The organism is Streptoalloteichus hindustanus (assembly GCF_900129375.1).
Lineage (GTDB): Bacteria > Actinomycetota > Actinomycetes > Mycobacteriales > Pseudonocardiaceae > Streptoalloteichus > Streptoalloteichus hindustanus.
Genome location: NZ_FQVN01000019.1, coordinates 22567 through 45595 on the forward strand (window position 1 = coordinate 22567; position 23029 = coordinate 45595).

Here is a 23029-nt window from a genome sequence, read left to right on the forward strand (position 1 = left end):
GGTCGCCCGGTCACTGTGGTCCGGCGGCGCGACGTCCCGTGGGTGAAACGCGGCAACGACCTCGATGTGTTTCCCGATCACGTTGCGGGCGCGGTGCCGGGGAATTTCTGACCGCCGCCGGGAACGAGCTGTCGCAGGGCGAAATCGCGACAGGGGGACGGCGGTTCCGGAAGCCCTGCCCGGGCCGCCGCCGGGGCGGGGCCCTGTCCGGCCGCACGGGGTTCGTGCCGGACGGGGCCCGCGCCCTCGGCGAGGGCCCCTCGGGCCCGCGGGCGCGAGGCGGGCGCTCAGCCCGGCAGGACCAGCAGGCTCGCCGGGGTGAGGGCGAGCAGCGCGGCGGTGACGACCAGGAGCGCGCGCACGCCGGCCGACAGCGGGCGGCGCGGGGTGAGCAGCCGTCGGACCCTCGCCTGGATCTCGTGGCTCGCCGGCGCGGCTCCGCCCGGCGCGGTGGGGCCGCCGGGGTGGAAGCACAGCAGCGCGCCGGCCAACGTCTCGGGCCGGTGCCGGGCCAACGCGCGGTCGTCGGCGCGCATCTCGACGAGCATCGCCACGGCCCGCGCCGCCTCCGCGAGCAGGCGGCTGTTCGGCAGCGCGCGGCGCAGCAGCGTGAAGGGCAACAGGATCAGGTCGTGCCGCTCGTGGGCGTGCGCGCGTTCGTGCGCGAGCACCGCGCGGAGCTGGTTGTCGTCCAGGAGGCGCCGGGTGGCGGTGCTGATCACGACGCGGGGGTGGCGGCCGGGCACGCAGTAGGCCGCCGCCGTGGGCAGGTCGACCAGGAGCACGTCGTCGCCGTCCGGGGTGTCGCGGCCCAGCAGGGTGAGCAGGGACCGGTGCCGGCGGCGCGCCCGCAGGGTGCCGGAGACGCTGGCGACCGCGCCGACCAGCAGCCGCGCGGCGAGCGCGAGGCCGACGACGACCGCGACGAGGTGGGCCAGGCTCAGCGCGGTGAACACCTGGCCGGCGACGACGTCGGCCACGAGTGCCGCGCAGGCGGGCACGACGCCCCGGCCGTAGGGGGAGAGGCCGACCGCGAGCAGGAAGCTCACCGCGGACAGCCCGGCCGCGAGCCCGAGCGCCTGCCACAGCAGCAGGGCGACCCGGGGGCTGTGCCACGGCCACCGGCTGCGGGCCAGCGGCCCCACGCTGGCCGCGCAGACGGCCAGCATCACCACGTGGTGCAGGGCGTGGGTCATCGTCGGTCGGGCGGCTCTCGGTCGGGGTCGTCGGTCAGCGCGTCCCGCAGCACGTCGGCCTCGGTGCCGGCCACGGACCGGGCGAAGTGGACCAGGGCGGCGTCCCGGTCGCCGGCGAGGTCGAGGACCTGCAGCATCAGCTCGGCGACGAAGGTCTCCCTGCTGGCGGCGGCGACGTAGCGCCAGGTGCGGCCGTCCTCGCCGCGCTCGCGCCGCACGAAGTCCTTGCGGGCCAAGCGGTCCAGGACCGTCATGACCGTGGTGTAGGCCGGGTTGCGGTCGGCGAGGTCGGTGACGACCTCGCGCACGGTGGCGGGTGTGGCGCGGGCCCACAGCACGTCCATCACCGCGCGTTCCAGCGCACCGAGGTTGCGCACGTGGCCTCCTGACGATCCTCGCCCGTGATTGTCCCGGCGGGTGGGCGACGGGTGGGACCCGGGTCGCCGGCTCCCTACTACGGGTTGTCATACTACGGCGCGTAGTAGCGCGGAGCGGAGCGGGCGGGTTGCGCGACGAGAGGGGATGGCGATGACGATCGGCGACCTTCGGGAGGTGGTGGTCGCGCCGTCGGCGCCCACCGGGGTTCCGGCCCGTGGCGGGGAGAAGGTGCGGGCCTACCTCGCGTTGACCAAGCCCCGCATCATCCGACTGCTGTTGGTCACCACCGTGCCCGCGATGCTCCTCGCCGCGCGCGGGGTGCCGTCGCTGTGGCTGGTGCTGTGGACCTTGGTCGGCGGCGCGGCGGCCGCGGGCAGTGCGAACGCGCTGAACTGCGTGATCGACGCCGACATCGACAAGGTGATGAACCGGACGAGGGAGCGGCCGCTGGCCACCGGCGCGCTGTCCGTGCGCCAGGGGCTGTTCTTCGGGCTGGGGCTGGGGGTTCTCGCGTTCGCGGTGCTGTGGGCGACGTCGAACCTGTTGGCGGCCTCGCTCGCGGTGGCGGCGATCCTGTTCTACGTCCTGGTGTACACGTTGGTGCTCAAGCGCCGGACGTCGCAGAACATCGTGTGGGGCGGCGCGGCCGGGTGCATGCCGGTGGTGATCGGCTGGGCCGCGGTGACCGGGACGGTCGACTGGCCGGCGTGGGTGATGTTCGCGGTGATCTTCGTCTGGACGCCGGCCCACTTCTGGACGTTGGCGATGCGGTACCGGGAGGACTACGCGGCGGCACGCGTGCCCATGCTGCCGGTGGTCGCGCCGCCGGAGGTCGTGGCTCGGCGCACCGTGGCGTACGCGTGGCTGACCGTCGGGATCTCGTTGCTGTTGTTCCCCGTGACCAGTTGGGTGTACGTGGCCGTCGCCGGCGTGCTGGGCGGCTGGTTCCTGAGCCGGGCGCACCGGCTCCAGTCGCAGGTCCGTCGCGGTGAGGCGGGGGAGCCGATGCCGGTGTTCCACGCCTCCATCGGCTACCTGGCCGCCGTTTTCGCCGGAATCGCGGTCGACGTGCTGGTGGGTTTGCCGCCGATCGGCTGGCCGTTCTGACGGTCGCCGGGCGGGGCCGACCGCGACGTGGTGAGTGAGCACGCGCGCTCACTCACCACGTCGCTTTTGTTCAGTTTTCCGCCGGTTTCACCGGCGGTGTTCCGCGTTGGCGGTGACTTTGCCCTTGCCGTAAGCCCACACGTGGGGGTCGCCGTCGTCCTTGACGAGTCGGAAGAAGTGCTCGTGGTTGGAGTAGAGCGCGGTCCAGCAGTAGCCGTGGGTCTGTTTGTCCACCCGGAAGTCGATCGGCTCGCCGATCCGCGTGCCCAGGTGCCCGCCGCTCTCGGCGTCCCACATCTCCACCTTGATGGACCGCAGTGTCGAGACGTTCGAGGTCGCGCTCAGGTTCACGCACGCCCGGCCCAGCGGGGACGGGTAGAAGCGCCGCGAGTTGAGGTGGGTGGAGACGCTGAAGGAGAAGTCGAACGGCAGGACCTCCGGGGCGCCCTCGGCGACCTGGTGCCCGCCGGCGGCCTCGTTCAGCTCCAGCGTCGGCGCGCCGGGGACCGCCCCCGCCGACGCGGGTGCGGCGGACGTCTCCCGCGACGACGCCGGCCCGTCCGTGGTGTCCGCGACGGCGGCGGGCGCTCCGGCCGTCACCGCGGCCGAGAGCAGAAGTCCCAGCGCTCCCGCGATCACACGCTTTCTCGCCATTCGTGATTCCCCCGGTTCCGGTTGTCTCGTCATCGGCGACCAGGACGTTAACCAGGGCCTCTTTGCTGGAACAACCACCGACCGGGTGATGCGGCGACCGCCGGTCGGGCCCGCTCGGCAAAATATTCCATCCGGTGGCGTGTGATTCCGGGCACATTGTTCCGAAATCTGTTCCCGACGACCGGGCATTAGTCGTGGTTCGGTGCCCGGGACGGATGTTGGTTGACGTGAACGGGAATGTCAGGGGTGATTGACTGTTCGAATCCGGGGGCCCGGTGGAACCGCGCCGTCGTCCGCCGCCGGCGCGGTCCGGTCCGGTCAGGACCAGGCGGCGGCGTGCTGGCGGGCGAAGGTCGGGAACGACGTCGCGGGCCGGTTCGTCAGGGCGCGCACCGTGTCGGTGACGACCGCCTCCCCGCCGGAGAGCACGCGGGAGAACAGGGTTCGCGCCATGCGCGGGTCGGCGCCGGGGACGCCGAGTTCGGCCATGAGGTCGGGGTCGTCGAGGTCGAGCGGCTGGTACCGGACGGGTCGGCCGCTCGCGGCGCTGATCTCCGCCGCCACGTCGGCGAAGCCGAGTGCGCCCGGCCCGGTGACCAGGTGGCCGCCGGGCAGCTCGGTGTCGGCGGCGAGCAGGGCCGCCGCGCAGGCGGCGATGTCGTCGACCGCGACGAAGCTGACCTCCGCGTCGCCGGCCGGCACGCGGATGACGCCCTCTTCCGTGATCGTGCGGTGGTAGCGGCCGCCGGTGAAGTTGTCCATGAACCAGTTGGGACGCAGGAAGGCCGCGTCGGGCACGAGCTCCCGGACGGCCTGCTCGACGCCGTGCAGGGGAGTGCCGACGGCCGTCTCGACGCCGAGCGCGGAGAGCACGACGAACCGGCGCACCCCGTTCCGGAGCGCGCGCTCGACGAAGGCGCGCGCGATCTCGGGGCCGTTGCGCAACCGCTCGTGGACGATGAGGTAGAGGCGGTCCACCCCGCGCAACGCCGGCTCGTGGGTCTCGGGGTCGTCCCAGTCCAGTCGGGTGTGCTCCACCTCGCTGACCGGAACGCGCTCCGGGTGTCGGCAGGCGGCGCGCACCGGGAGGCCGAGGGCGACCAGGCGCGCGCAGGCGGCCGCGCCGTTGCGGCCGGAGGCTCCGGTGACGAGAACGTGTTCACCCATGGCGCCGTGTCTCCTCTGTCCACTGTGGACGGTTATGGTCGTCCTGTCCGCCGGCGAAGGCCAGCAGGGTCACCGCCGCCACCGCCGCGAGCACCGCGGCGAGGTAGAACGGCGTGCCCGCCCCGACGTCGAACAGGACGCCGGCGCACAGCGGGCCGACGCCGCGGGCGGCGGCGGAGACGGACTGGCCGATGCCGAGCAGGCTGCCCCGGCCGCGCTGCGCGGTCAGGCCGGACAGGACGCTGGTCAGCGTCGGCGTGATCAGGCCCTGGCCGGCGGCGAGCAGACCGAGCGCGACGTAGGCCGCCGGCGCGGGCGCCCAGGGGAGGGCGGCCAGCGATCCCGCCATGAGCAGGGCGCCGGCGACCGCGACCGACCGGTCGCCCCAGCGCCGGGCGAGCCGGCCGACGAGACCGCCCTGGACGACGGCCGTCACCACGCCGACGGCGGCGAAGACCAGGCCGAGCCCGGAGCCGCCGAGCCCGAAGCGCCGCTCGCCGAGCAACGCGAAGACGGCCTCCATGCTGGCGAAGGCGAACATGGACAGGAACATCGCCGCCATCACTGGGGACGCACCGGTGACGCCGAGCGCGGCGCGGAGGCCGGCCAGCACGCCCGGCCGCCGTTCGGGCCGCCGCTCCTCGGTCCTGGCGGGCTCGACGAGCCGGAACCAGGCCAGCACGAGGTTCGCGGCGGCCAGCGCGGCCGCGGCGAACGTCGCCGTGGCGAACCCGAACGGCGCGAGCGCTGCGCCCAGCGCGGGGCCGAGGACGAACCCCATGCCGATGGCCGCGCCGAGCAGGCCCAGCGCTCTGGTCCGCCCCTCCTCGGGCACGACGTCGGCCACGTAGGCCTGCGCCACCGAGATGCTGCCGCCGAACAGCCCGGCCAACAGCCGCGTCAGCAACAGCAGCGGCAGCGTGTCGGCCAGTCCGGCCAGGGCCAGGGAGACGGTGGAGCCGAACAGGCTCAGCAGCAGCAGCGGCCGACGCCCGTACCGGTCGGACAACGCGCCGAGCACCGGTGTGCTCACCAGCTGGGCGGCCGAGTAGGCGGTCAGCAGCAGTCCGACCCAGGTGCCGGAGGCGCCGAGCCGCTCGGCGTAGTAGGGGAGCTGCGGCAGGATGATGCCGAAGCCCAACAGGTCGACGAAGACGGTGCCGGTGACGACCACCTGGGCCGAACGTTTCACTCCGCTGCCTCCGTGCCGTGGTTTTCCGTGCCGACAAGGGAAACCGCCCGCGGTCCCGGCGGCGTCCGCTCGTGTGGGCGGGGACGGTACCCGTCGGATGCCGCGCGGCGGTCGGGCCGCGTCAACCGGCGACCGGGTGGCCCAGGGCGGACGGGCGACCGGTCTCGGCCGACCGGCCGGCGGCTGTGCCCCTCTCGCCATCTGGCCCGACACCGCCCGTCCTGACCGGGCCCGGCTCGGTCGCGGCCCAGTCGCGGGGCTGGAGGAAGCGGGCGGTGTCGGCCTCCGGGCTGCCCGGCTCGGGTCGGACGTCGAAACCCCAGCGGACCACCGGGGGCATCGAGATGAGGATGGCCTCGGTGTTGCCGTCGGTCTGGAGGCCGAACAGGGTTCCCTTGTCGTAGACCAGGTTGAACTCGACGTACCGGCCGCGTCGGGTGAGCTGCCACGCGCGTTCCCGTTCCCCGTAGGGCATGGGGACGCGACGGTCGAGGATCGGCAGGTAGGCCGGCAGGATCGTCGCCAGCCCGTCGACGACCACCGCGCGGCACCGCTCGTGCCCGCCGGGTCGGTCGTCGCGCAGCCGGTGGAAGAAGACCCCGCCGACGCCCCGCATCTCCCGGCGGTGCCGCAGGAAGAAGTACCGGTCGCACTCGTCCTTCCACTGTGGATAGAGGCTCGGGTCGTGCCGGTCGCACCACTCCCGAAGGGTGCGGTGGAAGTGGACGGCGTCGACGTCGAACCCGTAGCTCGGGGTCAGGTCGAGCCCGCCCCCGAACCACCAGGTGCGGTCGGCGACCTCGAAGTAGCGGAAGTTGGCGTGGAACGACGGCGCGTAGGGGTTGCGGGGGTGCAGCACCAAGGAGATCCCGGTGGCCCGGAACGGTTTTCCGACCAGCTCGGGCGCCTCCAGCGCCGGGGGGACCCGTGCGCCGTGGACGAGCGAGACGTTGACACCGGCGCGCTCGAACACGGCGCCGCCCTCCAGGACGCAGGCGCGTCCGCCGCCCAGCCCGTCCCGCCGCCACTCCCGTCGCCGGAACCGCCGTTCGCCGTCGTAGCGCTCGAACGCGTCGACCAGGCGGTCCTGTTCGGACCGCAGGTGGTCGGCGATCTCGGCCGCGTGGCTCGTCACGGCTCCTCCGGTGGCTGCTCGGGCCGGTAGGCGCGTACCTCGTCGACGAGGCACGCGACGTTGTCCGGCGGGGTCGACGGCAGGACGCCGTGGCCGAGGTTGAACACGTGGGGCCGGCCGCCGGCCTGGCGGAGCACCTCGTGGGCGTGGGCGCGCACGACGGCGCGGTCGGCCAGCAACGAAGCGGGATCGAGGTTGCCCTGCAACACCTTTCCGGGCAGCAGGGGCCGGCACCGGGACAGCGGCAGCCGCCAGTCCACGCTGACCACCTCGGTCGGCAGGGTGGCGATCAGCGGGTACAGGTGGCTGGCCCCCACGGCGAGGTAGATCCGGGGCACGTCGGCCACCGCGGCGAGCACCCGGCGCGCGAACGGCAGGCCGAACTCCCGGTAGTCGTCGGGGCTGAGCATTCCCGCCCAGCTGTCGAACAACTGCACCGCGGAGACCCCGGCGGCGACCTGCTGCCTGAGGTAGTCGGCCGTGACGTCGGCGATGCGGCCCAGCAGCGCGCGCGCCGCGTCCGGGTCCTGCCGGAGCAGTCCCCGGAACTCCGCGTAGTCCTTGGAACCCCGCCCCTGCACCGCGTACATCGCGATCGTCAGCGGAGCGCCGGCGAACCCGATCACCGGGACGGAGACGGCGGACCGGACCTGGCGGATCGCGGCGGCCACGAACGGGGCGATCTCCTCGGCGTCGGGCCGGCGGAGCGCCTCGATGGCCGCCCTGGTCCGCAGCGGTCGGGCGAGGACGGGTTCGGGGGCGAACTCGACCTCCATGCCCATCGCCGGCAGCGGGGTGACGATGTCGTTGAAGATGATCGCGGCGTCCAGCGGGAACCGGCGCAGGGGCTGGAGGGTGATCTCGGCGGCCAGCTCGGGAGTGCGGCACATCTCCCAGAACCCGTGCCGCTCCTTGAGGTTCCGGTACTCGGGCAGGTACCGGCCGGCCTGCCGCATGAGCCAGACCGGCACGTGGTCGGTGGCCCGGCCGCGCACGGCGTCCAGGAAGGCGCCGCTGGCCGGGGTGGCGACCGCCGGGGCGCTGCTGTCCGGGGCGCTGGTGTCCGGGGAGGTGGCGGTCTTCTCCGCGGTCATCGCAACCTCCTGGCGGCTGACGCGGCCCAGTAGGTGAGGATGACCGTGGCGCCGGCCCGCCGGATGGCGGTCAGCGTCTCCACCACGGCCTGGTCCAGGTCCAACCAGCCGGCCGCCGCCGCGGCGGTGATCATGGCGTACTCGCCCGAGACCTGGTAGGCCGCCACCGGCACGTCGGCGACGGCCGCGGCCCGCGCCACGATGTCCAAAGAGGACAGTGCGGGTTTCACCATGACGACGTCGGCGCCCTCGGCCAGGTCCAGCCGGATCTCCCGGTCGGCCTCCACCGCGTTGGCCGGGTCCATCTGGTAGGTCCTGCGGTCGCCCCGCAGCGCGGACTCGACCGCGTCGCGGAAGGGGCCGTAGAAGCTGGAGGCGTACTTCGCGGCGTAGGCGAGGATCGCGACGTCGGTGTGCCCTGCGGCGTCGAGGGCGGCGCGGATCGCGGCCACCTGGCCGTCCATCATCCCGCTCGGACCGACGACGTGGACACCGGCCTCGGCCTGGACCACGGCCATCCGCGCGTAGTGGTCGAGCGTGGCGTCGTTGTCGACCGCGCCGTCGGCGCGCAGCACCCCGCAGTGCCCGTGGTCGGTGAACTCGTCCAGGCACAGGTCCGCCATCACCACCAGCTCGTCGCCGACCTCGCTGACGACGTCCCGGATCGCCCGGTTCAGCACGCCGTCGGGCGCGACTCCCTGACTTCCCGTGGCGTCGCGGTGTTCCGGCACCGCGAACAGCATGACGCCGCCGACTCCGGCCTCGGCGGCCTCGCGGGCCGCCTTCCGCACCGAGTCGCGGGTGTGCTGCACCACGCCCGGCATCGACGTGATGGGCGTGGGCGCGGTCGCGTTCTCCTTGACGAACAGGGGAAGGACGAGATCGGCCGGCGAAAGCCGGGTCTCGGCGACCAGGCGGCGCAGGGCCGGTGTCGTGCGCAGGCGGCGGGGTCGGGCCACCGGCCAGGGCACGAGGCCGGCGGTGAGCGGAGTTTCCCGTGTCGTGCGTGTCGTCATGCCAGTCCCGCCTTTCCGGTGGGGGCGGCCGACGGGTCGACGGCCGCCCGGGTCTCGGTGATCAGGGGCCGCGCTCCGGCGGCGAGCAGCGCGCGGGCCAGTCGCCGGCCGATGGCCTCCGCCTCGACGGCGGGTCCGGTCTCGGTGTCGCGCAGCACCAGCCCGCCGTCCCCGGCCGCCACCAGCCCGGTCAGGCGCAGCGCGTCGCCGTCGACCTCGGCGTGCGCGGCGACCGGGGCGGTGCAACCGGCGTCGAGCGCGGCCAGCAGGCTCCGCTCGGCCTCGACCGCGGCCCGGCTGGCCGGGTGGTCGAGCCGGCCGAGCACGGCGGCCAGGGAGTGGTCGTCGGCCCGGCACTCGACGGCCAGCGCGCCCTGCGCGGCGGCCGGCAGCACCACCGACGGCGGCAGGGGCGAGGCGGCCAGGCCGGGTTCGGCGAGCCGGCCCAGGCGCGCCAGCCCCGCCCTGGCCAGCACCACGGCGTCCAGCTCGCCGGCGACGAGCCTGCGCAGCCGCGTGTCGACGTTGCCGCGCAGGGGCACGATCCGCAGCCGGGGGTCGTGTGCGAGGAGCTGCGCGCCGCGTCGGGGCGAGCCGGTGCCCACGCGGGCCCCGGCCGGCGGCCACGTGTCCGGCGGGCCGTCGGCCCGGCGCACCAGGACGTCCCTGGGGTCCTCGCGCTCGGGGACCGCGGCCAGCAGCAGGCCGGGCGCGGGGGCGGTCGGCAGGTCCTTGCACGAGTGGACGACGAGGTCCACCTCGCCGGCGAGCAGGCGTTCCCGCAGCGCCGAGACGAACACGCCGGTGCCGCCGAGCTGGTCGACGGGCAGGGTCGACAGGTCGCCGGGAGTGGTGCTGAGGACCAACTCCACCGGCTGGCCCAGGGCGGCGAGCCGGCGCGCCACCCACCGGGACTGCGCCACGGCCAGGGCGCTTTCCCTGGTGCCCAGCCGCAACACGCGCCGGCTCGTCCCGCCGGCGGTCCGACCGCCTGCGATGTCCACTGTGGACAGTTCCGGTGTTCCGGTCGGCAGGGACCCGACGTCGCCGGTCACGCGATCATCTCCTCGGTGTTGAGGTCGAACAGGCGGGACAGCGCCTCGACGTAGACGTGCCCGTGCGGGGACGTCGACAGCTCTTTCGCCCGCGTCATGGGTTTGTGCAGCAGCTTCCCCACGACCCGCCGCACGGCGGTCGCGGTCTCGGTGCGCTCGCGGTCGTCGAGGTGGGGCAGCCGGGCCCGCAGGCGGCGCAGCTCGTCGTCGACGACGCCCTGGGCCAGCGACCGCAGGGCCACGATCACCGGGGTCGCCGCCGCCGCGCCGCGCCGGGCGAGGAACTCCTCGGCCCCCGCCACGACGACGGCCCACGCCCGGTCCACCTCGGTGGCGCACTCGGCGCCGGTCGCGGTCCTGGCCAGGGCGGCGATGTCGAGCAGGGTCACCCCCGGCAGCTCCCGGCACTCGGGAGCCACGTCGTGCGGCACGGCCAGGTCGAGCACCACGACCGGGCGCGGGCCGGCCAACTCCCTGGCCCGCGCCAGCTCCCGCCGGCCCACCACCGCGTGCGGCGCGCCGGTCGCCGCGACCACCAGGTCGGCGCGGGCCAGCGCGGGCACGAGCTCGCCGGCGGGCACCGGCCGGCCGCGCACCTGGGCGGCGAGCCGCCGGGCGGCCTCCTCGGTCCGGTTGGCGATCCACAGGTCGCCGGCGCCGTCGGCGCGCAGCAGCCGGGCCGCGAGCGTGGCGGTGGCGCCGGCGCCCAGCAGCACCGCCGTCCGCCCGGCGAGCCCGCCGAGCTCGGCGCGCGCCGCGTCGAGTCCCATGTGGACGATGGTGCGGCCGGCCGCGCCGACCCCGGTCCGGGTTCTGGCGCGCCGGCTGGTCCGTAGGGCCGCGTCCACGAGCGCGCCCAGTGTGGGGCCGAGCGCGCCGGCCTCGCGCGCGGCGCGCAGCGCGGTCCGGATCTGGGCCACGATCTGGTCCTCGCCCACGGCGACCGAGTCCAGGCCGCAGGCCACCGCGAACAGGTGCCGCGTGGCCCCGGCCTCGTCGCGGACGTCCAGCGCTTCGGCGAGTTCGCGCGCCCCGCCGGTCCGCAGGGCGAACAGGTCGGTGGCGTGCCGGGTGGCCGCGACGACGTCGTCGGCCACCAGGTAGACCTCCACCCGGTTGCAGGTGGACAGCACCAGCGCCTCCAGGACGGCGGGGTGCCCCCGCAGGCGCCGCAGGACCTCGGCGAGGTCGTCGGCGGCCACCGCCGCCCCGCCGAGGAGGGCCCCGTCGCAGCGACGGTGGCTCAGTCCAATCTCGACGATCGACATGAGGAGATCAACGTCCTTCGTGTGACACCGCGTGCCGACGAGCGGCCGCCACCGACCTCGGTCGGGCGGCGGTCAGCGCTCCCCCGAGCCCTCCGCCGCCCGCGCACCGCGCGTGAGCAAGGTGCGGAGAGACCCGTCCGCGCCGGCCGCGAACGGTCGGCGCCGGCCCCAGGACAGGGCGATCGCACGTGGACCGGCCGGGCGGACCCGCCAGCCGTGCCCGGCCGGCCAGTCGCCCCGAACGTCCACATCGGACAGTCATGGCTCGCCGACCACTGCGGCGATCTCCCGCGCCGTGGATCGCCGTGATCGTGGTGAGCTCGACGCTCCGCACCAGAGGTGACACGTCATTCGTCATGGTCGCCCCGCCCCTGATCGCTGTGGGTGCCGTCGACGGCGGGATCACTCGCTACACCGGGATTGGCGTCGCGCCGGCGTGCGTAGCGGAAGACGCAACATGGCCGCCCGTCGGTCTGGCGCGCCAGAACCTGTGCTGAGAGCACGGGCAGTGCCCGGCACGCGGCGGCCAGCTCGACGTCGCACAACACCGGTTCGCGTTCCGCCGCGCCGAGTTCCTCGGCGGCGCGCAGGCAGGTGCAGGTGATCATCAGCTCCAGCGCGGCGTCTTCGTCGCCGGTCGAGACGTCGACGAAGTCGACGACCAGCCCGAGGGAGGCCAGGATCGGCACGGCGCGGGCGAACCCCGTGGCCAACGTGTCCGCGCCGAGCAGTGGCCCGAGGGTGGCCGCCTGGTTGGCCGTCTCCTCCCGCACCATCAGCTCGCGGGCGTGGCTCGCGCCGTGCAGTGCCCGGAGTCGGTGGTACCGCCTCAACCGTTCGGTCGCGTGCCGGATGGCCGTCGGCACGGGATCCGGGGTGTCCTCAGCCAACGCGTCCTCCCACCGGTCGCGCGCTCATCCAGTCGGCCGGCTCCCACCGCCGCGGGAAGCTGGTCCCGCGTGCCGTTCGCGTTCGGTGGCCGGCTCCGCGCGGGATGGCTCCCACAGCGCCCATGACGACTGCTGCCGTCCGGCCAGGGCTCGACTCCGCGCGGGCGGGGTCAGCGTCGGCTCGTGCGATTTCCAGGCAGGAGTGCGCGATCGCGGACAACGTCACGTGTCGGTACCACGCCGTGCGTTGCCGCGCCTCGTAGTTGTCCAGTCCGGCGTGGACACACGCCGCCGCGAGGCAGTCCGGCGCCCGCTCGGCGGTCTCGACGGCCCGCGCCAGCTCGTTGAGCGGGGTTCCGGTGGGGCCGCATGCCACGTGGCAGCGTCGGACCAGCCCCGGCGACATCGGCTCCGCCACCACCAGCCACCGGCAGAAGCCGTGGTGTGCCGCTGGTGCCAACGGGAACCGAGCCCACCGCACGGTGTTCCACCGCCGGGGCCGGGCCGGCTCGTCCGCTCCGCGCGGGCCGTGCCCGGCGTGCCCCGACCGCCCGAGCACCGCGTCGACGGACTGCGCGACGACCCGGTTGTCCACCAGGAACGGCAGGACCTCCGCCGGGTCCACCTCCAGCACGTGCGGGATTCCCCTGCGCTGCAAGGCGGTGTGCAGCGACCCGCTCGCGCCGTAGGGCCGGCCCGCCACCAGCCAGGCCGCCGGCACCCTGGTCCGGGCGGCCATCAACGCCGCCAGCTCACCGACCTCGCGGAACCGCACCTCGTCGCCGAGCCCGGCGTCCCGCCGTCGCCTCGGGTCGGCCAGCCACACCGGCGGCAGGTACAGCTCGCGGTCCACGATCGCGCTCCCCCGGGGGGAGACGTAGAGCAGGAACACCCCGAGCTGGCCGTTCGTCACGCGGCCGGTCAGCCGGTCGTACCGCTCGTGCACGCCAGCCGACCGGACCCCGTTCTTGCGGAAGTGGCGCTCGCCAACGACCAGCACCCCGCCCGGGTCGCCGAGGTGCTCGGCCACCATGTCCTGCAGGTCGTCCCGGACGACCTCGGAGTCCCACTGCGCCGAGGTGAGCAGCCGCTGCATGCCGTCGGGCTGCTCCTCCCCGCCCCGCATCACCAGCCGACGGCCGCCCCTCGGCCCGTTCGACAGGGCCAGCCCGCACAGGTACCGCAACGCGCGGCGCCGGGGCTCGGCCCGCAGGAACCGCGGCGCGATGCGCGCGTGCGCCGCCTCCACTGTGGACAGAAGGGATCTCAGGTCCCCACCGGTCATCAGCAACAACCCCCCATGTTCGATGCTGATCTCGTGCGCGGGTCAGGGCTCGGCCAGCGCGGAGCCCGCCACCGCCAACGCCAGGCGGACGCAGTCGTTGACCCCCACCCCGCGGTAGGCGTTGCCGGCGACGTGCAGCCCCGGCGTCGCCGCCACGTCGGCGAGCACCCGGTCGGCCTGCTCCCGGTAGCCGACGTGGTACTCGGGGATCGCGCGCCGCCAGACGTGGTCGAAGGTGAAGACCGGCTCGCCGCCGATCCGGAACACCCGGGCCAGCTCGCGGTGGATCACGGCGGCGGCCTCCGCCGTGGACAGCGCCGCGAAGCCGGGCGACGAGCTGCCGCCGGCCAGCGTGCGGATCAGCACCCGGTCCGCCGGCGCCTGCTCGGGGAAGATGGTCGAGGTGTGGATGGTGCCGAGGATGCTGGCGCCGTCGCCCGGCGAGGCGAGGAAACCGATGCCGCGCGGGTCGGCCGGCAGGTCGCGGCGGCGGTAGCCGAGCGCGATCACCCGAACGTCGGGGTGGTGCACTCCGGCCAGCGTGGTCGCCGCCTCCGGCAGGTGCGGCTCGATCAGGTCCGCCGTGGCCGCGGTGGGCAACGCCAGGACGACCTGGCGGGCGTCGACCGCCTGCCCGTCGGCGAGGGCGATCCGCCAGGTCCGCCCGTCCACCCGGTCCAGCCGCTCCGCGGTCCGGCCGAGTCGGACGCGCTCGCCCAGGTCGGCGCCCAGCGCGTCGATGATCCGTTGCATCCCGTGGCCGCGGAAGGTGTGCAGCCGCATGCCGAACTCGCGCACGCTGGGGAGATTCCCCCCGCGCCGCAGCGCGGCCCGCCGGTACTTCCAGTACTCCCACGTCGCGCCGACCAGCACACTGCGGTACCGCTTCTCCAACGCCCGCACGGAGGGGAACTTCGCGTCGATGCTCAGGGACCGCGCGTCGCCGCCCGTGACGCCCCGCACCGCCGGCACCGCGAACGCGCGCGCCACCGACACCCCGAACCGGCGGACGCAGAAGTCGAACACCGTCTCCTCGGTCGACCGGGGCGGCACGACGAGGTCGCCGAGCACGCGGAGCTTGGCCATCGGCGACAACAGGGGATTGGTGAGGAACCCGCGCACCGTCGTGGGAACCGGCGCGAGCCGACCCTCGCGCAGGACGAGGATCTCCTCGGCCTCCTCGGTCGCCGGCAACAGCTCCTCGCCCAACCCGAGGTGGTCGACCAGGGTGCGCACCCCGGTCTCGCCGTGGACGAAGCCGTGCGGCCCGGTGTCGACGCGGTAGCCGGACACGTCGCGGCTGCCGACGATCCCCCCGATCCGCGGTTCCTTCTCCAGCACCAGCACGGAGCGGGTGGGGTCGCGCCGCACCAGCTCGTGCGCGACCGTCAGCCCGGAGATCCCGCCACCGACCACGACCGTCTCGACCCGCTGGGGCAGCGGCGACGACACCTCTGTCCTCATTGGACTCGCTCCGGCTCGGTCCGGGTGACCGGCGCCGGCGACGGCACCGGCGCGGTCGACGGCGCTCCCGCCCCGGGAACCGTGCGGCAGTCCGGATCGACGCAGGCGACGCAGCGCAGCGCGAACTGCCGCGAACACCGCTCGCCGGACTCCAGGTGCGCCACCACGATGTCGGCGAGCGCGGCCACGAAGGCCGGGTCGTCGTTGAGGGCGGGCGCCCTGCGGAACCCGGTCACGCCGGCGGCGCGCGCCGCCTCGGCGAGCTCGATGTCCAGCTCCCACAACGTGTCGAGGTGGTCGCTGGTGAACGCGACCCCCACCACGAGCACGTCCCGGTGCCCCTGTGCGGCCAGCGCCCGGAGCACGGTCGCCGCGTCCGGCCCCTGCCACGCGGCCGAGGCGTCCTGGAACGCCAGGACGTGCCGGTTGGGCACGTCCAGCTCCCGCAGGGTCTCCCGGACGGTGGCGGTGACCTCCTGCAGGTAGGGGTCGCCGTTGTCGATCACCTTGCGCGGCAACGAGTGCGCGCTGAACAGGAGCACCACGTCGTCCCGCCGGTCGGCCGGGTACTCGGCCAGCCCCTCGGCGATCTTGCCGGCCAACGCCCGGACGTAGCCGCCGTGCGTGGGGAAGCGGTCGATCACCGTCCAGTCGAACTCCTCGGCCAGCCCCAGCTCGCGCGCGGCGCGCCACAGGTCGTGCAGGCTCGACCCGGTGGAAGTGCAGGAGTACTGCGGGTACTGGCTGAAGGCCACCGCCCGACGCACGCCGTCGTCCCGCATCGCGCGCAGCACCTCCGTGCTCGTCGGCGCGCTGTAGCGGAAGCACGGGTAGCAGCGGTGCGGGGCCGTGGCCGGCGAGACCTCGTCCAGCCGGCGGGCCAGCGCCTCGGCCTGGGCCTCGGTCCACCGGCGCATCGGCGAGCCCCCGCCGATGGCCGCGTAGCGCCGGCGCGCCGACTTCGCCCGCAGTCGCGCGAACAGCCGCGCGGTGTGGCGCTGGAACGGCAGCCGCACCAGTTCCGGGTCGCCGAGCACCCGTTCCAGGAACGGCCCGACCTCGTCGAGTTCCTCGGGGCCACCCATGTTGAGCAGGACGACGCCGGTCGGACGTGATGCGCTCATACCGGTCCCCTCCCGACGGCGGGCACGCGACGTCGGCGGCGCCGGCGGCGGCTCGTCGTCGAACTCCCCAGTCGACCAAGGGCACTGATCGTCGTATCGCATTGCGTTGATGATCAGGCTCCGGTCGGACGATAAGCGGGCCCTCACACGAGTGTCATCCGCTAACTGCGGTTGTCTGGTCGCCGAACCCCGGAATCGGCCGCCCGCCGCCGGTCCTCGCCTGGTCGGTGCGCACCCGGTGACGTCCGATTCCGTCGCCGACGGCGGTTTCGCCGGAGAATGCCGAGCGTCGCCTGCCCTGTGTCCGGAACGCGGCGCGGAAAACCGAATGGCGGTTTTCCCTACGACGTCCGCGTGCCGGACGAAAAGCGCAGCGGGGCGCGAGACGACGCGTGATCGTTTATCGGGGGCCCGCACCGTCTAGAGTGGACAGGACATCGTCGTCGCCGCCGTTCGCGCGGGCCGTGGCCGACCGCGGCCGGGCTCGCGCCGGCCGCGGATCACCCGCGACCGGCGAGGTGTTGACGCGGGTCACACTGCGCCATACGGTCCATCCCCACCGTCCGGTGATCGGTCAACAACCGCAGGAGGCACGATGGCCGCGAGCGCGCCGTCCTACGCTTCGGGAACCGCCACGACCCCGCTGCTCGGGGAGACCGTCGGCGGGAACCTGGAGCGCACGGTCGCGACGCACGCCGACCGACCGGCCCTCGTGGAGCGCGCCACCGGACGCCGCTGGACCTACGCGGAGCTGAACCGGGACGTCGACGCGGTGGCGGCCGGCCTGCTCGCCGCCGGCGTCGCCAAGGGCGACCGGGTGGGTATCTGGTCGCCCAACTGCGCGGAGTGGCTGCTGCTCCAGTACGCGACGGCCAAGGTCGGCGCGATCCTGGTGAACGTCAACCCCGCCTACCGCGCGCACGAGCTGGCCTACGTCCTCAACCAGTCCGGCGTGCGGCTGCTGGTGTCGGCCACCAGCTTCAAGACCTCCGACTACCGGGCGATGATCGACCAGGTCCGGCCGGACTGCCCCGCGCTGGACCGCGTCGTGTACGTCGGCGACGCCTCGTGGGACGAGCTGGTGGCGGGCGGGGCCGAGGTGCCGGCCGACGCGGTGCGCCAGCGGCTGGCCCAGCTCTCCCCGGACGACCCGATCAACATCCAGTACACCTCGGGCACCACCGGCTTCCCCAAGGGCGCCACGCTGTCGCACCACAACATCCTGAACAACGGCTTCTTCGTCGCCGAGCTCCAGCGGTGGACCCACGAGGACCGCGTCTGCCTCCCGGTGCCCTTCTACCACTGCTTCGGCATGGTCATGGGCAACCTCGGCGCCACCTCGCACGGCGCGTGCGTGGTGATCCCCGCCCCGGCGTTCGAGGCGGCCGCGACCCTGCGGGCCGTCCACGACGAGCGGTGCACCGTGCTCTACGGCGTGCCGACGATGTTCATCGCCGAGCTCAACGACCCCGACTTCGACCGCTACGACCTGTCCTCGCTGCGCACCGGCGTCATGGCGGGCTCGCCCTGCCCGCAGGAGGTCATGAAGCAGGTCATCGACCGCATGGGCATGCGCGAGGTGACCATCTGCTACGGCATGACCGAGACCTCGCCGGTGTCCACCCAGACCCGGGTCGACGACTCGCTGCACCGGCGGGTCGCCACCGTGGGCCGCGTGCACCCGCACGTCGAGGTCAAGGTCGTCGACCCGGAGTCCGGTCTGACCGTGCCCAGGGGGACCCCCGGCGAACTGTGCACGCGGGGCTACTCGGTGATGCTCGGCTACTGGGAGGAGCCCGAGCGCACGGCCGAGGCGATCGACGCGGCGCGGTGGATGCACACCGGCGACCTCGCGGTGATGGACGAGGACGGCTACGTCACGATCACCGGCCGGATCAAGGACATGGTGATCCGGGGCGGGGAGAACATCTACCCCCGGGAGATCGAGGAGTTCCTGTACACCCACCCGGACGTGCTGGACGCGCAGGTGGTCGGGGTGCCGGACGCGCGGTACGGCGAGGAGCTGATGGCCTGGGTGCGGCTGCGGCCGGGCGCGGAGCCGCTCACCGCCGAGCGGCTGCGGGAGTTCTGCCGGGGGCGGCTGGCGCACTACAAGGTGCCCCGGTACGTCCACGTGGTGGACGAGTTCCCGATGACCGTCACCGGCAAGATCCGCAAGGTCGAGATGCGGGAGCGGGCGGTCGAGATCCTGGGGCTGGACGCGGGAACCGCCGGGGACACCGCGTCGTCGTGACCCGGGACCCGTGAACCCTCCCGACGTCTGTCCTCAGTGGACGTCCATAGAGGACAGACATGCTCTCCGTTGAGGACAGACGTGCGCCGTGTGCCGCCGCGCGCGGAGGGGCGGGTGGGGCTCAGGCCGCGTCGGCGGAGTCGGCGTCGGGCTCCGGGGCGTCGCGCACGTCCGGGCCGGCCTCCAGCAGGGCCACCAGCTCCGCGCGGTGGAGGTCGGCGACCGGGGCGAGCAGGTCGGGGTGCCGCAGCAGCGCGGCGGCCGCCACGTCCCGCTCCGACGGCCGGGTGAGCCGGGCGAAACCGCCCTCGTAGCCGCGGGCGTGCGCGGAATGGGCGAGCGCGGCCACCGCCGCCGCCGCCAGGTCGGGGTCGCTGAGCAGGCAGGCGGCCCAGCTCACGACGACCTCGTCCACCCAGGTGCGCCACCCGTGGTCCTCGTGCGGCCGCTCCGCGGGGTCCGCGCCGCCCAGTCCGTCGAGCCGGTCGGAGCCGCCAGGGCCGAGCAGGTCGAGCAACGCCGCGTCCGTCGAGGTGGGGTAGCGCAACCACGCGGCGACGGTGGCGGCCTGCCGGGCCTGCACCTCGCTCAGGGTCGCGGCGAAGACGCCGCCGACGGCGGGGTAGGCGCGGGCCAGCCACTGCGCCGCGGCCGCGACAACGGGCGAGAGGTCGTCGGACATGCGGCAACCTCACTCCACGGTCGGGGCACTCGGGGTGCGATGCGGGGTACGTACTACGGACAGTCACTCGTCGCCACCCGGTCGGGGAGGTGCGACGGCTCGTGTCACGGTACCTGCCCCCCGTTGTCCTGGGAAGACGTGTGAGCAGGCTCCCTGCGCGTGTCCGGCGTGGTCGGTAGGGTCCCCGAACGGGTGGCTGATCCGCCACGCTGCGTGTTGGGATGTCTCGGGCGCCCGGCGGAGCAGACGACGACGCCGGGGTGACGACTGTCGTCACCCCGGCGTCGAGCGCCGTCGTCCCGACGGCACGGCCTCCCGTGCTCGCGATCCCTCAGGTGTGGCGGCCGCTGAGCGCGTCGCGCAGCCGGTCGACCAGACCCGCGCCCGGCGCGAGCAGCTTGTTGGCCGGCGGCTTGTGCGGCGCCGACGGGTGCGGCCGGGTGGGCGCCGTCTGCTTGGCCCTGGTCACCTTGCGGCCCAGTTCGAGCAGCTCGTCCTGCGTGCAGGCGGCCTGGAGCCGCGGGAACAGGTCGTTCTCCTCGCCCCGGATGTGGTCGCGGATCTCCCGCATCAGCGTGCGGAGCAGCTCGTCGAACCGGGGGTCGGTCGCCTCCAGCCCGTCCAGCTCCTTCATGACCCGCTCGGCCTCGGCGTGCTCGGCGATCTCCTGGTCCGCGACCTGGTCGCCGTCCGGCAGCTTCTTCCGCGCCGTCGGGTAGAGGTACATCTCCTCGGCCACCGAGTGCCGCACCAGCTCGGCGATCACGTGGTCGGCCATGTCCCGCCGCTGTTGCGGGTCGCTCATCGCGCCGGACTCCAGGTCCCGGAACGCCCGCTCGACCTCGCGGTGGTCGGTGATGAGCACGGAGAACAGGTCTTCCTGCGCGGATTGGGTCACGGTTCCTCCTCGGCGTCGGGGGCGGCCTCGCCACACGCCTCGCGGCGCGCCGGCACCTCGCCGGTCCCGGCGGTGCCGCCCCAGGGCGAGTACCCCAACCGAGGTCACTTCATGACCGACCGGGCCGGGCGCGGGAGTCCGGGGTGGCCGGGGCGGGCCCGGCCACCCCGCGCTCAGAACCGGTCCACCCCGGTGACCACGACCACGGCCGTGCCGGCCTCGTCCGAGGCGGCCAGGTCGATCTCGGCGCTGATCCCCCAGTCGTGGTCGCCAGCCGGGTCGGCGAAGATCTGCCGGACCCGCCACCGGTCCGGCTCCTGCTCGATCACCAGCAGCGCCGGCCCCCTGGCGTCCGGCCCGGTGCCGATCTCGTCGTGCTCGTCGAAGTAGTCGTCCAGCGCCTGCGCCCAGCGCTCGGCGGTCCAGCCGGACCCGCCGTCCAGCTCGCCCAGCGCCGCGTGGTCCCGCCGCGCCGCGAGCTGGACCCGCTGGAACAGCGCGTTGCGGACCAGGACCCGGAAGGCCCGCGCGTTCGCGGTCACGGCGGCCGGCGCGCGCTCCTCGACCTGGCCCGACGGGCCGGCCTCGCCCGGGTTGACCAGCGCCTCCCACTCGTCGAGCAGGCTGGAGTCGACCTGCCGGACCAGCTCGCCCAGCCACTCGGTCAGGTCGCTGAGCCCCTCGGTCTTGGCCTCGTCCGGCACCGTCTGCCGCAGCGCCTTGTAGGCGTCGGCCAGGTACCGCAGCACCAGGCCCTCCGAGCGCGCCAGCCCGTAGAAGGAGACGAACTCGGTGAAGGTCATCGCCCGCTCGTACATGTCGCGGACGACCGACTTGGGCGCGAGCCGGTGGTCGGCGACCCACGGGTGGCCCCGCCGGTAGGTCTCGAACGCGGCGTCCAGCAGCTCGGCCAGCGGCCGGGGGTGCGTCACCGACTCCAGCAGCTCCATGCGCTCGTCGTAGTCGACGCCGTCGGCCTTCATCTGCGCCACGGCCTCGCCGCGCGCCTTGAACTGCTGCGCCGACAGCACCGGCCGGGGGTCCTCCAGCGTGGCCTCGATCACCGACACCACGTCGAGCACGTAGCTCGGCGACGCCGGGTCGAGCAGCTCGATCGCGGCCAGCGCGAACGGCGACAGCGGCTGGTTGAGCGCGAAGTCGAACTGCAGGTCCACGGTGACCCGCACCCGCCGGCCGTGCTCGTCCGGGGTCTCCAGCCGCTCCACGACCCCGGCGGCCAGCAGCGCGCGGTAGATCGCGATCGCCCGGCGGATGTGCCGCCGCTGGGCGGGCCGCTCCTCGTGGTTGTCGGTCAGCAGGTGGCGCATCGCCGCGAACGCGTCGCCGGGCCGGTTGATGACGTTGAGCAGCATCGGGTGGCTGACCGCGAAGCTGGACGTCAGCGGCTCCGGCTCGGCGGCGACCAGCCGGTCGAAGGTGGGCTCCCCCCAGGTGACGAACCCCTCCGGCGGCTTCTTGCGCACCACCTTCCTGCGCTTCTTCGGGTCGTCGCCGGCCTTGGCCAGCGCCCGCTCGTTCTCCACCACGTGCTCGGGGGCCTGGACGACGACGGTGCCCACCGTGTCGTGGCCGGCCCGGCCCGCCCGCCCGGCGATCTGGTGGAACTCCCGCGCCTTGAGGTGCCGCGTCCGCACCCCGTCGAACTTGCTCAGCGCGGTGAACAGCACGGTGCGGATCGGCACGTTGATGCCCACGCCCAGCGTGTCGGTGCCGCACACGATCTTCAGCAGCCCCGCCTGCGCCAGCCGCTCCACGAGTCGGCGGTACTTGGGCAGCATCCCCGCGTGGTGCACCCCGATGCCGTGCCGGACGAGCCGCGACAACGTCTTCCCGAACCCGGCGGAGAACCGGAACCCGCCGATCATCTCGGCGATCCGGTCCTTCTCGGCCCGGGTGCACACGTTGATGCTCATCAGCGACTGCGCCCGCTCCACCGCCGCCGCCTGCGTGAAGTGCACGACGTAGACCGGGGCCTGGTGCGTGCCGAGCAGCTCCTCCAGCGTCTCGTGGATCGGCGTGGTGACGTAGGAGAAGAACAGCGGCACCGGCCGCTCGGCCGAGCTGACCAGCGTGGTGGGCCGGCCGGTGCGGCGGGTCAGGTCCTTCTCGAAGAAGGCGGTGTCACCGAGCGTCGCCGACATCAGCAGGAACTGCGCCTTCGGCAGCTCCAGCAGCGGCACCTGCCACGCCCAGCCCCGGTCGGGCTCGGAGTAGAAGTGGAACTCGTCCATCACGACCTGGCCGACGTCGGCGTCCGCCCCGTCCCGCAGGGCGATGTTGGCCAGCACCTCGGCCGTGCAGCAGATGATCGGCGCCGAGGCGTTGACGCTGGAGTCGCCGGTCATCATGCCGACGTTGGCCGCGCCGAAGACCTCGCACAGCGCGAAGAACTTCTCCGACACGAGGGCCTTGATCGGAGCGGTGTAGAAGCTGCGGCGCCCGTCCGCCAGCGCCGTGAAGTGCGCGCCGATGGCGACCATGCTCTTCCCGGACCCGGTCGGCGTGCTCAGGATGACGTTGGACCCCGAGACGATCTCGATCAGCGCCTCCTGCTGCGCGGGGTAGAGCGAGAGGCCCCTGCCCTCCGCCCATGCCGAGAAGGCGTCGAAGAGGGCGTCGGGGTCGGGGGCGGCGGGGAGCTGGTCGGTGAGCGTCATAGCGTCACCGATGGTGCCCGACCAGGTTCGTCCACTTCACCCCGGGGGTTGACGGGCGAGCGGGGACGGCGACCGTGGGGGACGGGGAGCGCCGGGCGGGCGCGCGTGCCGCCCGCGTCCCGCACGCGCATTTCCCCTCAGGCGAGTGACACTCGATGTCGTTCTTCGTCGGGTTGTTTCCGGGGTTCGGCGCCGTCGTGCGGTTTTCCGGGCGAGCGGGTGGGAAGGGGAGTACGGAAATGCGGGGTCGGTGCGCCCGGCGGCCCGGGAAAACGACGATCTTTCGGGTGAAATCGCCGTGTCCGCCCCGATCAGGGGGTGTCGGGTGGTGGGGATCGGGCATTCCCGGTGCGGTCGGCGCGCCGTTCCGCCCCCGGCGGCGGGGACGGTCTCCCCGACGGCCCGGCCGAGTGTGGCCGGCCGGGCCGGCGGTGGGCGGCGCGACCGACCACCGATCAGGGTTCGGCGAGGTCACACGGTTCGGTCGAGTGG

Annotated in this window: 19 protein-coding genes; 2 read left to right on the forward strand and 17 right to left on the reverse strand. The window is 74.0% G+C overall.

Annotated features, from left to right (window positions below; all coding sequences use genetic code 11):
• Positions 1–287 precede the first annotated feature (287 nt).
• Both BUE43_RS31285 and BUE43_RS31290 read right to left on the reverse strand, forming a co-directional pair.
• Positions 288–1196: a M56 family metallopeptidase gene (locus tag BUE43_RS31285; RefSeq protein ID WP_073489964.1), complete on the reverse strand. Its 909-nt coding sequence runs from the start codon at positions 1194–1196 to the stop codon at positions 288–290.
• The gene (locus BUE43_RS31290; protein WP_073489965.1) at positions 1193–1573 is read right to left on the reverse strand and encodes a BlaI/MecI/CopY family transcriptional regulator; all 381 of its coding nucleotides are present in this window, start codon (positions 1571–1573) and stop codon (positions 1193–1195) included. Before BUE43_RS31290 ends, BUE43_RS31285 begins: the two co-directional genes overlap by 4 nt.
• Positions 1574–1724: 151 nt before the next feature.
• Here BUE43_RS31290 and BUE43_RS31295 point away from each other — a divergent pair, with 151 nt between their 5' ends.
• Positions 1725–2681: a heme o synthase gene (locus BUE43_RS31295; RefSeq protein WP_083960364.1), complete on the forward strand. Its 957-nt coding sequence runs from the start codon at positions 1725–1727 to the stop codon at positions 2679–2681.
• 87 nt (positions 2682–2768) lie between these two features.
• Here BUE43_RS31295 and BUE43_RS31300 read toward each other — a convergent pair whose 3' ends face one another.
• From BUE43_RS31300 to hemH, 12 genes are all read right to left on the reverse strand, one after another.
• Positions 2769–3335, reverse strand: coding sequence for a hypothetical protein (locus BUE43_RS31300; RefSeq protein WP_143174514.1), 567 nt, complete (start codon positions 3333–3335; stop codon positions 2769–2771).
• Between the two features lie 318 nt (positions 3336–3653).
• Positions 3654–4502: an NmrA family NAD(P)-binding protein gene (locus BUE43_RS31305; RefSeq protein ID WP_073489967.1), complete on the reverse strand. Its 849-nt coding sequence runs from the start codon at positions 4500–4502 to the stop codon at positions 3654–3656.
• Positions 4495–5694, reverse strand: a complete 1200-nt coding sequence (locus BUE43_RS31310) for an MFS transporter (RefSeq protein ID WP_073489968.1) — start codon at positions 5692–5694, stop codon at positions 4495–4497. Before BUE43_RS31310 ends, BUE43_RS31305 begins: the two co-directional genes overlap by 8 nt.
• 121 nt (positions 5695–5815) lie before the next feature.
• Complete coding sequence (gene hemF, locus BUE43_RS31315; protein ID WP_073489969.1) at positions 5816–6829, reverse strand: oxygen-dependent coproporphyrinogen oxidase; 1014 nt, start codon at positions 6827–6829, stop codon at positions 5816–5818.
• Complete coding sequence (gene hemE / locus BUE43_RS31320) at positions 6826–7923, reverse strand: uroporphyrinogen decarboxylase (RefSeq protein WP_073489970.1); 1098 nt, start codon at positions 7921–7923, stop codon at positions 6826–6828. Before hemE ends, hemF begins: the two co-directional genes overlap by 4 nt.
• Positions 7920–8939 carry a porphobilinogen synthase gene (gene hemB, locus BUE43_RS31325; RefSeq protein ID WP_200797738.1) on the reverse strand — a complete coding sequence of 340 codons (1020 nt, stop codon included), beginning with the start codon at positions 8937–8939 and terminating at the stop codon, positions 7920–7922. The genes hemE and hemB overlap by 4 nt, the downstream gene beginning before the upstream one ends.
• Positions 8936–9937, reverse strand: a complete 1002-nt coding sequence (gene hemC / locus BUE43_RS31330) for a hydroxymethylbilane synthase (RefSeq protein WP_073489998.1) — start codon at positions 9935–9937, stop codon at positions 8936–8938. The genes hemB and hemC overlap by 4 nt, the downstream gene beginning before the upstream one ends.
• A gap of 53 nt (positions 9938–9990) precedes the next feature.
• Positions 9991–11262, reverse strand: a complete 1272-nt coding sequence (hemA, locus tag BUE43_RS31335; RefSeq protein WP_073489971.1) for a glutamyl-tRNA reductase — start codon at positions 11260–11262, stop codon at positions 9991–9993.
• A gap of 347 nt (positions 11263–11609) precedes the next feature.
• Positions 11610–12128: a hypothetical protein gene (locus BUE43_RS31340; protein WP_073489972.1), complete on the reverse strand. Its 519-nt coding sequence runs from the start codon at positions 12126–12128 to the stop codon at positions 11610–11612.
• A gap of 16 nt (positions 12129–12144) precedes the next feature.
• On the reverse strand, positions 12145–13437 hold the full coding sequence (locus BUE43_RS31345; protein WP_083960356.1) for an IS701 family transposase: 1293 nt from the start codon (positions 13435–13437) through the stop codon (positions 12145–12147).
• Between the two features lie 42 nt (positions 13438–13479).
• A complete protein-coding gene (gene hemG / locus BUE43_RS31350; protein WP_083960357.1) occupies positions 13480–14901 on the reverse strand; it encodes a protoporphyrinogen oxidase in 1422 nt (473 codons plus the stop codon).
• Positions 14898–16025 carry a ferrochelatase gene (gene hemH, locus BUE43_RS31355; protein ID WP_073489975.1) on the reverse strand — a complete coding sequence of 376 codons (1128 nt, stop codon included), beginning with the start codon at positions 16023–16025 and terminating at the stop codon, positions 14898–14900. Before hemH ends, hemG begins: the two co-directional genes overlap by 4 nt.
• Before the next feature lie 595 nt (positions 16026–16620).
• On the opposite strand from hemH, the gene BUE43_RS31360 reads away from it, so the two are divergent.
• A complete protein-coding gene (locus BUE43_RS31360) occupies positions 16621–18279 on the forward strand; it encodes an AMP-binding protein (protein WP_073489976.1) in 1659 nt (552 codons plus the stop codon).
• Positions 18280–18400: 121 nt separating this feature from the next.
• Here BUE43_RS31360 and BUE43_RS31365 read toward each other — a convergent pair whose 3' ends face one another.
• The 3 genes from BUE43_RS31365 to BUE43_RS31375 form a co-directional block, all read right to left on the reverse strand.
• Entirely contained in the window at positions 18401–18961 is a 561-nt protein-coding gene (locus BUE43_RS31365; RefSeq protein ID WP_073489977.1) for a hypothetical protein, read from the reverse strand.
• 331 nt (positions 18962–19292) lie between these two features.
• Entirely contained in the window at positions 19293–19859 is a 567-nt protein-coding gene (locus BUE43_RS31370; protein WP_073489978.1) for a hemerythrin domain-containing protein, read from the reverse strand.
• A gap of 173 nt (positions 19860–20032) precedes the next feature.
• The gene (locus BUE43_RS31375; protein WP_073489979.1) at positions 20033–22537 is read right to left on the reverse strand and encodes a DEAD/DEAH box helicase; all 2505 of its coding nucleotides are present in this window, start codon (positions 22535–22537) and stop codon (positions 20033–20035) included.
• Positions 22538–23029 lie beyond the last annotated feature (492 nt).

What these genes read in the sequence shown, in the direction of transcription:
- BUE43_RS31295 (WP_083960364.1), top strand. Translation starts at nt 1,725, where the DNA reads ATGACGATCGGCGACCTTCGGGAGGTGGTGGTCGCGCCGTCGGCGCCC.
- BUE43_RS31360 (WP_073489976.1), top strand. Translation starts at nt 16,621, where the DNA reads ATGGCCGCGAGCGCGCCGTCCTACGCTTCGGGAACCGCCACGACCCCG.
- hemG (WP_083960357.1), bottom strand. Translation starts at nt 14,901, where the DNA reads ATGAGGACAGAGGTGTCGTCGCCGCTGCCCCAGCGGGTCGAGACGGTC.
- BUE43_RS31365 (WP_073489977.1), bottom strand. Translation starts at nt 18,961, where the DNA reads ATGTCCGACGACCTCTCGCCCGTTGTCGCGGCCGCGGCGCAGTGGCTG.
- BUE43_RS31375 (WP_073489979.1), bottom strand. Translation starts at nt 22,537, where the DNA reads ATGACGCTCACCGACCAGCTCCCCGCCGCCCCCGACCCCGACGCCCTC.
- BUE43_RS31345 (WP_083960356.1), bottom strand. Translation starts at nt 13,437, where the DNA reads ATGACCGGTGGGGACCTGAGATCCCTTCTGTCCACAGTGGAGGCGGCG.
- hemA (WP_073489971.1), bottom strand. Translation starts at nt 11,262, where the DNA reads ATGTCGATCGTCGAGATTGGACTGAGCCACCGTCGCTGCGACGGGGCC.
- hemE (WP_073489970.1), bottom strand. Translation starts at nt 7,923, where the DNA reads ATGACCGCGGAGAAGACCGCCACCTCCCCGGACACCAGCGCCCCGGAC.
- hemB (WP_200797738.1), bottom strand. Translation starts at nt 8,939, where the DNA reads ATGACGACACGCACGACACGGGAAACTCCGCTCACCGCCGGCCTCGTG.
- hemH (WP_073489975.1), bottom strand. Translation starts at nt 16,025, where the DNA reads ATGAGCGCATCACGTCCGACCGGCGTCGTCCTGCTCAACATGGGTGGC.
- BUE43_RS31305 (WP_073489967.1), bottom strand. Translation starts at nt 4,502, where the DNA reads ATGGGTGAACACGTTCTCGTCACCGGAGCCTCCGGCCGCAACGGCGCG.
- BUE43_RS31285 (WP_073489964.1), bottom strand. Translation starts at nt 1,196, where the DNA reads ATGACCCACGCCCTGCACCACGTGGTGATGCTGGCCGTCTGCGCGGCC.
- BUE43_RS31300 (WP_143174514.1), bottom strand. Translation starts at nt 3,335, where the DNA reads ATGGCGAGAAAGCGTGTGATCGCGGGAGCGCTGGGACTTCTGCTCTCG.